Annotated in this window: 9 protein-coding genes; 2 read left to right on the top strand and 7 right to left on the bottom strand. The window is 37.5% G+C overall.

Going from position 1 to position 13,320, the window contains the following annotated elements:
* Window positions 1-15: 15 nt before the first annotated feature.
* Window positions 16-732 carry a glycerophosphodiester phosphodiesterase gene (locus LCP48_RS02435; protein ID WP_225340635.1) on the bottom strand — a complete coding sequence of 239 codons (717 nt, stop codon included), beginning with the start codon at window positions 730-732 and terminating at the stop codon, window positions 16-18.
* Window positions 733-887: 155 nt separating this feature from the next.
* Here LCP48_RS02435 and helD point away from each other — a divergent pair, with 155 nt between their 5' ends.
* Window positions 888-3,110 (top strand): RNA polymerase recycling motor HelD, encoded by a 2,223-nt coding sequence (gene helD / locus LCP48_RS02430; RefSeq protein ID WP_225340634.1) that lies wholly within the window; start codon window positions 888-890, stop codon window positions 3,108-3,110.
* 703 nt (window positions 3,111-3,813) lie between these two features.
* On the opposite strand, the gene LCP48_RS02425 is transcribed toward helD, so the two are convergent.
* The 4 genes from LCP48_RS02425 to LCP48_RS02410 form a co-directional block, all read right to left on the bottom strand.
* Window positions 3,814-4,683 carry a GNAT family N-acetyltransferase gene (locus LCP48_RS02425; RefSeq protein WP_004229668.1) on the bottom strand — a complete coding sequence of 290 codons (870 nt, stop codon included), beginning with the start codon at window positions 4,681-4,683 and terminating at the stop codon, window positions 3,814-3,816.
* Window positions 4,684-5,033: 350 nt separating this feature from the next.
* The gene (locus LCP48_RS02420; RefSeq protein ID WP_004229670.1) at window positions 5,034-6,866 is read right to left on the bottom strand and encodes an ABC transporter ATP-binding protein; all 1,833 of its coding nucleotides are present in this window, start codon (window positions 6,864-6,866) and stop codon (window positions 5,034-5,036) included.
* Window positions 6,866-8,587: an ABC transporter ATP-binding protein gene (locus tag LCP48_RS02415; protein WP_225340633.1), complete on the bottom strand. Its 1,722-nt coding sequence runs from the start codon at window positions 8,585-8,587 to the stop codon at window positions 6,866-6,868. Before LCP48_RS02415 ends, LCP48_RS02420 begins: the two co-directional genes overlap by 1 nt.
* A gap of 66 nt (window positions 8,588-8,653) precedes the next feature.
* Window positions 8,654-9,550, bottom strand: coding sequence for a DMT family transporter (locus LCP48_RS02410; RefSeq protein WP_004229677.1), 897 nt, complete (start codon window positions 9,548-9,550; stop codon window positions 8,654-8,656).
* A 186-nt stretch (window positions 9,551-9,736) separates the two neighbouring features.
* Between LCP48_RS02410 and LCP48_RS02405 the strand changes: the two genes are divergently transcribed.
* Window positions 9,737-11,761 (top strand): GGDEF domain-containing phosphodiesterase, encoded by a 2,025-nt coding sequence (locus tag LCP48_RS02405; RefSeq protein ID WP_004229679.1) that lies wholly within the window; start codon window positions 9,737-9,739, stop codon window positions 11,759-11,761.
* A gap of 45 nt (window positions 11,762-11,806) precedes the next feature.
* Here the strand turns inward: LCP48_RS02405 and LCP48_RS02400 are convergent, their stop codons facing one another.
* Window positions 11,807-12,283 carry a threonine/serine exporter family protein gene (locus LCP48_RS02400; RefSeq protein ID WP_004229681.1) on the bottom strand — a complete coding sequence of 159 codons (477 nt, stop codon included), beginning with the start codon at window positions 12,281-12,283 and terminating at the stop codon, window positions 11,807-11,809.
* A 12-nt stretch (window positions 12,284-12,295) separates the two neighbouring features.
* Window positions 12,296-13,048, bottom strand: coding sequence for a threonine/serine exporter family protein (locus tag LCP48_RS02395; protein ID WP_009371811.1), 753 nt, complete (start codon window positions 13,046-13,048; stop codon window positions 12,296-12,298).
* Window positions 13,049-13,320: the final 272 nt, after the last annotated feature.

Genomic DNA, 13,320 nt, shown 5'->3' with positions numbered 1-13,320 from the left:
CTGTCCACTTTTGCTCTAACTAAGGGCTCTTACTATTTTTTCTGGATCATCTGTAAATATCGCCTGTACACCGAGCTGTTGCAAACGTCGAGCATCACATTGTTCATTGACGGTATACACACGGACAGTTGCGCCTTCAGCGAGAGCTAGTTTAACTGATTTACGAAAGGAAGTTGGCAAACTTACATGTAACGCCTTAGCTGGTATAAGAGCAATGTAAGTTGGGAAATCCACCAGCACCTCTGCAAACAACGCTGCACTTTCTATATAGGGCGCTATTTTTGATATTGTTTGCAATGATTCATGATTGAAAGATGAAATGATCACCCGCTCTGTCATTTGCTGTGCTGCTACTTCTTTGAGCACGAGCGCTTCTATTCCTTCATAGGCAATAATGTCTGTTTTCAGTTCAATGTTGATACGATGATTGGTACCTGCAAATAACTCCAACACTTCCCCTAACGTAGGAATTACTTCATCTCCGAACTCCCGTGAAAACCACGAACCAAAATCAAATGTACGTAATTGCTGTAATGTAAAATCTTTTACATAGCCTGAGCCATTGGAGGTACGATCAATGGTCTCATCATGAATCACCACTACCTCTTTATCTGCAGTTAAATGAACATCTAGCTCTATCCCTGCTATAGGGAGCTTTGATGCTGCTTGAAAGGCAGCCATCGTATTTTCTGGATAGTTTATCGAAACACCTCTATGTGCAAATATGTCCAAATTCAATAACCTCCTCTATTATTATCAAAGAAAAACCTTCCAGCCCCATGTAATAGTAGCACAATTAACTTTTTGCTTTCACTTGCTGGTAAATATTATATATAGTAGTATGATAATCTACTTTGAAATTGTAAGTACCTAGGAGGTGCTAAAAAATGACTGTACAACATCCAGATTTTCAGGCTGAAGTAGAGCGGTTAGCGTATACCCAGGGCTATATGCAACAAATATTAGACGAATCACAACGAGATTTAAAATCTGCTCAAGAAAATATCCGTAAATCTATGGCCGATCTTGATTACTTAGATTCGAGTTTAAGTTATTTAAATATCTTAACAAATGCCAGATTTTTTGAAATGGCACGTAATCAAAAAGAAGGTCTAGAGGCCGTTCGCAAGAAGCCCTATTTCGCTAGAATCCATTTCCAAAAAACCGGTGACCCAGAAGAATTCCTTTACATTGGGAAGACATCACTATTTCATCGTGAAACCCATGAGCCCATTATTGTTGATTGGCGCTCACCCGTAGCTAATGTTTATTATGATGGACGTCTTGGTGACATGGAGTACGATGTCCGTGGTGAAGTTCATAAGGGACATCTCTTTGCTAAAAGGCAATACAAGATCGAAAATGGCGAATTACTCGATATAAGAGATATTGATCTAACAACAAATGATGAACTACTACAAGAAGCATTGGCTGGAAAAGCTGATGTTCGTCTAACTGAAATTGTTTCAACAATTCAAAAGGAACAAAATGAAATTATTCGAGCACATCTTCGTCAACCAATTATTGTGCAAGGTGCTGCTGGCAGTGGAAAAACAACCATTGCTCTACACAGAATATCCTATTTCCTTTATACAATGGGTGAACATTTTAATCCTGAGCAGCTCATGATTTTAGCACCGAATAAGCTATTTATTGATTATATAGGCGATGTTTTACCAGAGCTTGGCGTCGATAAAATATGCCAAACTACTTTTACAGACTACGTTCTTTCTGCCACAAAGTTAAAGCTTAAGCTTCAAAATTCAAATGAGCAATTAGAGTTACTCGTTGCTGGAGGTAGTCATCAGCCTACTGCCTGGATTGCTGAAATGAAAGGCTCACTTTACTATCGTGATGTCATCGAACGCTATGTACAAAAGCTGGAACAAAAGATTGCAGAGCAATTCGAAGATGTCTATATTGAAAAATACTGTATCATGCGTGCTTCCCACCTGAAGAAGCTGTTTTTATATGAATTTTCATATATGCCTATCGAAAAGCGACTTGAGCATATTAAAAAGGTCTTAACAAGCCATGTACGTCAAAAAAAACAGGCTGTTTTAGCTACACTCCATAAAAAGTATGATGAGGCATTGGGTAAAGCCTTAAATGGAATTCGAGATGATGAAAAACGGCGACGTGTTGTCACAAAATTCATTGATGAGCGTGATGAACGAATTCCTGCCATTGAAAAAGAAACGAAGACAACGGCATCAGCTTATATGCGTCGCTTTCCAAAACATAATATTAAAACACTCTATCGTTCCCTTCTCACCGATGCAGAACTATTAGCAGAACTCACCCCTGAATGGCATTACCTTGAACAGCAACAATTTTTGCAGGCACATCGTAAAGAACAATGGGCACTCGAAGATTTAGCTGCACTATACTATTTACAAGCACGTTTAAAAGGCATTGCAGATGAATGGAAGATGCGTGTTGTCTTTATCGATGAGGTCCAAGATTACAGTTTATTTCAGCTTGCTGCTTTAAAAGCAGGTCTTGATACAGATATGTTCACTATGGTCGGTGATTTAGCACAAGGTATCCATAGCTATCGCTCATTAACAGCCTGGGAGCCTGTCCAAAGCTTATTTCCCCGTGCAAGCTTCCGCACTTTGCAAAAAAGCTATCGAACAACAATTGAAATTATGGAAGTCGCGAATCAAATTCTAGCACAAATGAATGAACAGCTACCTTTAGTAGAACCCGTTGTGCGTCACGGTAACGTACCAAGCTTTATTCAAGCGGAGCAATTCGATGCCTTCAAAATTAAAGAGATCTTTGAAGCCATTCGTCAAAATGGCCATCGATCCATTGCTTTAATTTGCAAAACTACTGCAGAAGCCATTACTATGCAACAGGCTTTAAAAGACAATGATATTGCTTCACAACTACTAACGGAAAATGAATCTATTAATCAAGAAATGTTACTTGTTGTGCCAAGTCACTTAGCTAAGGGACTTGAATTTGATGCCGTCATTGTAGCTGCCTATGATATACCCTTTTACGATACATCAATTGACCGAAAGCTACTTTATGTAGCTCTTACACGAGCCATGCACGAGCTATACTTAATCGGACCATCCAAAGAGACATTTTTATTATAAAATTAATAAGTCGCTAAAAGGCGACTTTTTCATGTTGTTGAAAAAAGAGGATGTCGCTAGCAGACAAAGACCTTTTGGCAAGGTGAGGGGTTGATTTCCGTTCTACAAATGTCTTTACTTTTTTCATACTAGCATAGCTCAAATAGGTCACTATCTGTCTTCTTAGGGAGATAGGCTCTTATTTTCAATTTGGAGAAGTAATTCGTTACAACACCCCTCAATAAAAGGAGTAGTGCAAACCCTTGCAAAAAAGGTAGTGGGTTGGAGTGGAAGGCTACTTGACTCCCTGAGATAGCGAGACAGGCGAGCCTCTAAACGGAGCGGTGCAAGAGAAAGCGGCTCGGCGCTCACCCATAGGAAAGTAAGTGGCCTGCAACAGAAATTCATTTCAGTTGTCGCAAAAATTCTATTGATTATTTTGTTTTTTAACACTTTGAAAAAGTCGCCTTTTCGCGACTTTTTTCTTTGCATCATTAATTTCTTGGGGGTAATTTATAAAACTTCCCTTTGGATAAATAAGCTTTCACAACTTTCCACCATGAATTAGGGGCTTCCTTTGGAGGCGACTTCTTTTTTGGCAATGCTGGCATGCGCATGATCACGACTCCTTTCTTAAAGCTTATTAATATTATATGAAGATAGTAGGTAATTATGATAAAAAAGGGCGATGAGTTAATATTAAATACCACTCATCACCCTTTTTCTATTGTTTTACATAATAATCAATTTGCTGTGCTTTCATAAAGCCTGCTTTTTCATAGACAGAAAGTGCTTTTTTATTGTCTACTTCTACATCTAGCATGACAAACGCTGCACCAACCTTACTCGCATAATCCTTTGAAAAGGAAAGAAGGGCTGTCCCAATACCTTGTCCTTCACAATTTGGATGTACAGCAAGTGCTGTTACCCACTGGATTTCATTTTCCTTAGCTGTAGTCACTGTTCCAACAACTGCACCATCTCTGTAAGCAATCCAAAGCTCTCTTCCATTTGTTGATGTATTAAAAGCAATAAGCTCTTTTGATTCTTCGGGTAGATCCCCAAAAGCCTCACAATAAATAGTAATCAGTTCAGCTTGTTCTCCGTTATAGGCTTGAATATTTATATCACCTCGTAATGTAACGGGCTCTGCTTTTGTTTCTAGAGTCGTTTCTGAAAAACTATAAGTAAACCCTTTGTTTTCAATAAATGTGTGCCCATAAGGGGAACCATCAATTACTACAGCTAATTGACCCTCTGCCCCTCTTTCTTTTAGCCCTACTTGTATACCCTCAACTAACGCAGTTCCAATACCCTTTTGTCGATATGCAGGTGTCACCACTAATGACCACTCATATGTATGAAGTCCCATTAAGTCGATAGCACTAGCAGCACCAACTAGTAAATCCTTATCATCCTCATACGCTAGTACCATAAAGCCTTTATTCTCGAAAGAGCTAGCCATCGGTACATTCATAATGGTTTCATATACTCGATAATCTTGAACTGTTGCTTCTTCACATAATAACTTTACTTCTTTCAATGTTTCTCCATCTAATGGAAAAGACACTGTCATCACTGAAATATTCATCATTTACTCCGTTCCTGTAACAGACTATTGCCCTATTGTAGCAAGAATGAAAATAAGCTGGCAACAAAATATATTAATACCCGCTATTAATCAGAATTTTACTTCAAATATTAGAAAAATAAAAGGATTTATACTATAAAAATTCAGTAAAATGACTGAAATTTACTAGAAAAAATAGCTATAAAATAATATACTAATTTTTCGAAAATAGAGATATTTATTCTGTTGCAACCTGTTACTTTTAAACTATATACCACTTCCTAATTTAATAAAAATTTTACTAATTATTCAAATTAATAACATTTTAATTCAATAAAAAAGAGCAACTTCAAATGAAATTACTCTTTTTCCATCTATTCCTCAAGATGGTGTGAGGATGAATGTAGCATTTGTGCATAAAGACCACCTGATTCGATTAGCTTTTGCTGAGGTCCAGCCTCCACTAATTCCCCTTTATGCATAACTAAGACCATATCAGCATTATGGACAGTATTTAAACGATGTGCAATCACAAAGCTGGTACGCCCTTGCATTAACGTATCGAGTGCCTCTTGTATGGCTAGTTCTGTCACAGTATCGATACTGCTTGTCGCTTCATCCAATAGTAAAATTTTCGGATCAGCAATAAGTGCCCTTGCTATAGAAAGTAATTGCTTTTGGCCTTGGGAAATCTCGCGTCCATCCGCTGCAAGAATAGTATCATACCCATCCTTTAGTTTCATAATGAATTCATGTGCATTAGCTTGCTTGGCCGCTTCCTCAATCTCTGCATCACTCGCATCCAGTCTACCATATCGGATATTCTCGCGAACAGAAGCCTCAAACAAAAATGGATCCTGTAAGACAAAGGCCATTTGTGAACGAAGGGATTGTCGATCAATTTGCTGTACATTTATACCATCAAATAATATCTCTCCCTTTGAGACCTCATAAAATCTTGCAATCAGTTGAAGGATTGTCGTTTTACCAGCCCCAGTTGCACCAACAAGGGCTACCGTTTGACCAGGTTCCACTTTAAAGTCTACATCTTTTAGTGTGTACCCCTCTTCTTCTAGTTCATATTTAAAGTACACCTGCTTAAACGTTACATGTCCCAATAGCTGATGCTTTTGTGCTGACACATTTTCTGCCTCTGGTTGTTCATCAAGCAAGGAAAATACACGTTCTGCACCAGCAATAGCTGAAAGTACCGTATTAAACTGGTTTGCTAAATCATTTAAAGGACGTGTAAATTGTCGTGCATATTCAGTGAATATAACAATTACCCCTATCGATACATGTCCATATAACGCAAGGATTCCTCCTACACCGGCTACAATGGTAAAGCTCATATTATTTAAGAAGTTCATAACTTTAGGAATATAACCTGAGTATGTCTGTGCCCAAAAACCAGTTCTTTTTAAGCGCAAACTTTTTTCACGAAATTCTGTTTTCATTCGCTCCTCTTGTGAAAATGCCTTCACAATCCGCTGTCCTGAAATTGTTTCTTCTATCATCCCATTTAAGGCGCCAATAGCTGCCTGCTGTTCTTTAAACAGTGGTGCTGTACGACGTGTAATCCATCGCATCGCCCAAAACATCAGTGGAATAATGATCATCGTCAGAACTGTCAGCAATGGGCTTAGACTGAGCATAATAATGACGGTTCCTCCAAGCGTAAGTACACTTGAAAATACCTGAATAAAGGAACTATTTAATGTTGAGCTGACAGCTTCAATATCATTCGTCATTCTACTCATCAATTCGCCATGCTGACGACGATCAAAGAATGCCACTGGCAGTCTTTGAAAATGAGTGAATACACTTGTCCTTAATCTATAGATCGTTTGCTGGGCGATGCCAATCATCCAATAGTTTTGTAGGAAAAGTGAAACGGCTAATAACACATAAATACCAATTAATAAGCCAATCCCCTTACCTAAGCCTGAAAGCTTGCCATGCATAACATAGTGATCAATCATTTGACCGATTACATAAGGGCCAACTAAAGCTAATATGGAGCTAATCATCACTAATAAGAGCACTACAATGAGCAGTGCACGTTGTTCGTCGACAATTTTCCATAACCGCAGCAATGTACTTTTCCAATCAGCTGCACGTGGCCCCTTCTTTTTCTTCACAGCCTGTTTCACATCATCTTTTGTCAAAAGCGGTTCATAGCCAAAAGGTTTCTGGAAAAATCCCATTAATCCTCCACCTCCTGTTGAGAGATAGCTATTTTTTTATAAAGCGAGGAAGTCTCTAATAGCTCTTCATGTGTGCCATAAGCAACTACTTTTCCAGCATCAATCAGTAAAATGCGATCTGCACCTTTAGCTGTACGTATTTTTTGCGTAACAACAAGCATCGTTGCTTTTTCTTCATTCAATGCCTCCCACAAAGACTGTTCAGTTTTAACATCTAAGGCACTAGTACTATCATCAAGCATTAAAATATGTCCTTTTCTCAAAAGAGCTCTAGCTATAGATAACCTCTGTTTTTGCCCCCCCGATAAATTAACACCTTTTTGCCCAACCTTTGTATCATAACCATTTGGAAAATCTTCAACAGATGCATGAATTTGCGCCTGCATTGTAGCCTGTAATACAGCATCCATTTTAGCCTGTGTATCTCCCCAACGCACATTATCTGCAATACTTCCTGTAAATAACAATGACTGCTGAGGGACATAGCCAATCACTTCCCGCAACTCTTGTAAATCCCAATGTTGAACATCCTGACCTTCCACAAGTATTTGGCCTTGCGTTACTTCATAGAACCGAGGAATGAGCTGTAATAAAGTTGATTTCCCTGCACCAGTTGCCCCCATGATCGCTAGTTTCTCGCCAGACTTAACTTGAAAGCTTACATCTGACAGAACAGGAACATCTCCTCCTGGATAAGTAAAACTAACATGGTCAAAGGTTAATTCTCCATATTGTGTTGCATGACATACTTCTTCTAAAAGGGACGTCTCTTCAACCTCATTTTCAATGGAAAGGATTTCAGCCATACGTTCTGCAGATGCCTTCGCACGTGCATAGAAGATAATAATAAAAGCGAACATTGAAAATGAGCCTGTCATACGCATTGCATAATTCACAATAGCCACAATATCACCAAGTGGCGTTGTTCCTGTAGCAATTTGTTTTGTACCAAACCATAAAACAGCGAGCAGGCTCATATTCATAATGAACAAAAGAACAGGCATAATATATTCCATTATGCGTAAGGCCTTCACAGTATCAACCTTTAACCGTGATGCAACTTCATCAAAGCGTGAAGCCTCATATGCCCCTCTTAAGTAAGCCTTTACTAATCGTATCGCCTGTAAATTCTCCTGTAAAACTCTGTTTAAACGATCGACCCTCTTTTGTACACGCCCAAAATAAGTCACACCTTTTGCCACCATAAAAAGAAGAAAAATAAAAATGATGGGTGCACCGATAACTAAAAATAATGCTAATTTCGGATTTACGACAAAAGCCATAATAATGCTTCCTATCACAGCAAGTGGCGCTCGAAGCATAATACGCAAGCTCATAAACAGCACCATTTGTACTTGTGTGACATCATTTGTTAATCGAGTAATAAGTGATGCAGTGGAGAATTTTTGATAGGTTGCTAGCGTAAAGGATTGAATCCTATCAAACATGGCATTTCGAAGATCATACGAAAAGCTTTGAGCTGTATGGGAAGAAAAATAAGAATTGATAACGCCCGCCAGAAAGGCAACGAAAGATAGCCCAAGTAAAACAGCCCCCCATTGCAAAACCATTCCTTGATTTTGTGCCCTTACTCCCTCGTCGATTATTTTTGCCATAATGAGTGGCTGCACAAGCTCTACAAATAACTCTAAAAGCATTAAACATAAAGCAAAAATAGCTGTCCATTTATATGGCTTTACATAGGAAAAAACTTCTTTCATATTCTTTCCCCCTTGTTGGTAGATAAAATTTAAAGGTAGTCAAAAACTACTAACACAATAGTATATTTATGCTTTTTCTCCCGCTATTGAAAGCCATGTTACACAAACAAGCATAACGAAAACTCCTATTAATTGCCAAAAACCTAAAGAAGTACCGAAAATAATAACAGAGATAACCATTGCTGTTAATGGCTCAATACTAGAAAGAATGCTCGTTTCAACTGCCGAAATGTATTTCATACTACTTAAAAATAATATAAAAGCTACTGTTCCAAAAAATATTAAAGCAACTAATAACATTAAAATTTTAAAATCTACTAGAACAATCCATTGAGTGGACTGCTGCCAAACACGGCTTACTAAGCCTAAAGTGAAGCCACCCACCAGCATGCCCCAGCCCACTACTAAAAGCACACTCCACTCCTTCATTAAGCGTGCAGGATACAAGGTGTAAAATGCAAATGTTAAGCCTACTCCTATTCCCCATAACAAGGCTTTTGGACTAATAAGCAAACTTTCAAATGATGCATTCGTTAGTAACAGAAATAACCCTATAAGGGTACCAATAATACCTAACACTTGATATTTTGGTGGCCATTTCTTTAAACTAAGAGAGACATACGCGACAACAAATATTGGCGCTAAAAACTGTAGTAAGGTAGCAAGCACAGCATTACTTTCATTAATTGCAGCAACAAATGTAAATTGTACACCAAGCATACCTGCAATACCAAAAACGATGAGTTGCCTCCCCCATAGTTTGTGCTGCCAAATTCCAAAAATATTTTTTCCTGTTAACAATAAATATGTAAGTAGTAATATACCTGCAACCGATAAACGGATTGTTAACATAAAGGATACTGTCAAAGGTGTATGATTAAGCAACCACTCCATTAAAGGGCCAGTTGCTCCCCATAACATAGCACCCGAGACGATAAATATTATTCCTTTTAAACGTTTCATACCAATCCTGCTTCCTATATACGTACTAAAAATTGTTACTTTTCTTCAAATCATTTCTTGTATTTCACTAGAAAAGTCCTATTATTTTTTACTATCAAATATTTACAAATATATTCATAATGACTAATTCCCGATTATTATCTATAATATTAGTATATATTGATTACCCAAGGAGATCGAATAATCATGAGTCATATGCATAAATCATTTACGATTGATGAACATTATTTAAATTCACTTCCTTTTCCTGCAATTATCATTAATCAAGATGGACAAGCAACAGTCTGGGGAAAGAGTGCTGAACATCTGATTGGCTTATTAGCTAATGATATTAAAGGAAATACTACTCCATCTATACACGAAAATCTACTGCGTCAGCTTCCTGTCGAAACATTTCAATCTATTTTACAAAATGAGGACAGTACGTATCTAGAAAAAATTCAAGTACACACAACTTCAAATGCAGAAATAACAACAGCGCTGCTAGCTAAACCTTTTACAGATGAGGGAGAGCGTTTTATTCTATTGATTTTTATGCTACCAGAATTAATGACGCAGGCTATCTCTCAATGCAATACCTTTGTAAATCTTAAGCAAGGTTTAGATGCGACCTTTATGACTGTTACACTCGATCACGATGGATTTATCTTGGAATGTAATAATGAATTTCTAAAAACAAGCCAATGGACACCAAAGCGTGTTATCGGTAAAACCTTTTGGCAACTGTTCCCTGATAATGAAGTGAGTGAAAAAATAACACATACGATCTGGCGTAATTTAAATAATGGTCATACATGGCAGGGAGAAGTTGAAAAAATCACAAAAACGGGGCAATCCTATTGGGTGCTACTAACGGCTATCCCCCTCGTTAATCTTGAAACAAATGAACAACAGTTTATCCTAATTGAAAAGGATGTAACGAAATCAAAAACGATTCAACACCAACTTGAAAAAATTGCTTACATCGATACAGAAACTGGTTTGATGAATGCGCATCGACTTGAAAAAGTAATCACCAATATGATTGACGATGAGAGACACTTTTCATTTGTTTATCTAAGTATTGATAAATTTTATACACTTAAAGAATTACATGATCAACAAATCGATCAAAGCCTTATTGTTGAATTTACAAATCGTATAAAAATGTATTTCCAAGATAGCACGATGGCTCGTATAAATGAAAATGATTTTGTTGTCATTACGCCTTTAAGTGAATGGTTTATTCAAGGCTTTTTATCTTACTTACAACAACATCCGATTTATAGCGACAATATTGCTGTACCAATTTCTATTAGTGGCGGCATAACTAGATATCCTGAGGATCAATCAACATTCTCTCAGCTTATGAAGGCATCCATTGCTACTATTTCAACAGTCCGTGAGGCTGGCGGAGATAAAATTGTTTCTTTATCAACAGCAACACATAAAGCTTTAAATCGTAAAGCATTAATTGAAAAGCGCCTACTCCAAGCACTTGACCAAAAGAACTTGAAGGTACTCTATCAGCCACAAATCGATGTGTATTCTGGAAAAGTTACTGCTGTTGAAGCACTTGTACGTTGGGAAGATGAGGTAATAGGTGTCGTAACGCCTGATGAGTTAATTCCTATCGCTGAAGAAACAGGTTTAATTAATAATATTGGGTCCTTCATGCTGGAAAAGGCTTGTGAACAAGCCTTACTTTGGAAAAAGGCAGGCTATGATTTAAAAGTATCTATTAACTCTTCTGTACGCGAATTCCGTGATAAGAATATGGCAAAATCTATACTTGAAATGATTACAAAAACAGGTTGTCCAGCGAACCTATTACAAATTGAGATTACTGAAAAATTTGCTTTAGAAGCTGAAGGCGCAACGTCTATTGCACAGCAAATGCGTAAGCTTGAAAACGAAGGCATTTCCTTTGTTTTAGATGATTTCGGTACTGGCTACGGCTCATTTAGATATATGCAAATTTTACCAATAAGTACATTAAAAATCGATCAAACGTTTACAAATTCACTCTTGAAATCCGAAAAGAGCCAAAAGCTTATGAATGGTATGGTACAACTAGGTAAATCCATGGAATTGAAAGTAGTCGCTGAAGGTGTAGAAACAGCTGAACAAGCAGATCTATTAATCACTTACGGCTGCGATGCCATTCAGGGCTATTATATTAGCAAGCCTGTTACACCTGAAGAGATTGAACTATTACTGACTAAACAATAATAAATGAAGAAGGAAGGCTGCGTTTACGTTACACGCAGCCTCCTTCTATTTTTTATAAACCTTTTGTAATTTTACTTTACTTGAACGCACTGAGCGGAATATGAGTTGAATAATTACTTCTGCAAAAACTAGTCCAATAACAATAGCACCTGTAATTAAAAATGCCTTTAAGCCATATTGCAAGCCTTGTAAGTAATCATCTTCTACCACATTTCTCATTGCATTATAAGCCATGCCCCCTGGCACTAATGGTATAATTCCACCAACAATGAAAATAATCATGGGTATTTTAAAGCGTCGGGCATATAAATGAGCAACAATGGCAATGACAAATGAGCCTAAGAAAGAAGCTTTGACAACATCCATCCCTTGCTCTGTTAGAACATAGTATATGATCCAGCCAATTACCCCAACGAGTCCGCAATGAAGTAGTGTTTTTCTAGGAACATTAAAAATAATGGCAATCCCAGCTGTCGCAAAAAAACTAACTATTAATTGTATAATAATGTCCATCATCTGCATTTTGTCCGCCTCCTAAAATCCTAATGTGACGGCAATAGCTGCACCAATAGCAAAGGCTGTTAAAAAGGCCTCTGCTCCCTTTGCCATCCCTGACATAAAATGACCTGCCATTAAATCACGAACAGCATTTGTTATCAAAATACCTGGTACGAGTGGCATGACGGAACTAATAATAATTTTATCAAGTTCAGTACCATAACCATACTTTACTGCAAAGAAGGCAACAAAGCCGAGGACGAGTGATGCTGTAAATTCAGAAAAAAACTTTACCCTTGTTAAATGATTAATGATTACAAGTACTAGGAAACCTAGCCCGCCTGCTAAAAAAGCTATCGGAAAATCCGACCATCCACCCTTAAACATAATAAGGAAACAACCACTAGCAAGCGCAGCTGCCAAAACTTGCAAATAAGTTGGTAAAAAATAATTTGTTTTTTGTATCGACTTTAACTCGTCATAAGCTTCTTCTAATGTTATGATTTGAGATGTGAGTCTACGAGATACTGAATTTACCAAGGCGATTTTTTGCAAATCTGTAACCCTACTGGGAATTGATGTAATTCTTGTTGGCTGTGTCTTGCCTAACGAAAAAATGATGCCAGTTGGTGTGGCATAACATTGAGCATTTGGCATATTTTGAGAATGTGCCATACGCAGCATCGTATCCTCTACGCGGTATGTTTCTGCACCACTTTCAATCATAATGCGTCCTGCAAGCAACAAACAGTCAATCGTAAGTTCATTATCCGCATCTTGTAAGACCATTGCAGCTATCTGCCTCCTTCAAAAGGTTCCTTGCCAATATTAACGAACTGCCAATAAAAACTCAACTGAAAATTTTTCATAAGCAATGGATTATCTTTCAATTTATTTTTACAGTTACACTAATATTACGCATGTGTTTTTTCTATTTTAGTAGGTATTTTACAACCTCTTAAATAGAAGTACAACTACAATTAATTCGCTGATTCTTGAAGAAAAAGTGATCTTAATATATTTCCACAAAAATACATAAAAAGATTCTAGATTTGTATAAC

Origin of the sequence: Lysinibacillus capsici (assembly GCF_020217405.1) — a bacterium.
GTDB classification, from domain to species: Bacteria; Bacillota; Bacilli; order Bacillales_A; family Planococcaceae; genus Lysinibacillus; species Lysinibacillus capsici.
This window is presented reverse-complemented; position numbering and strand designations above follow the sequence as displayed.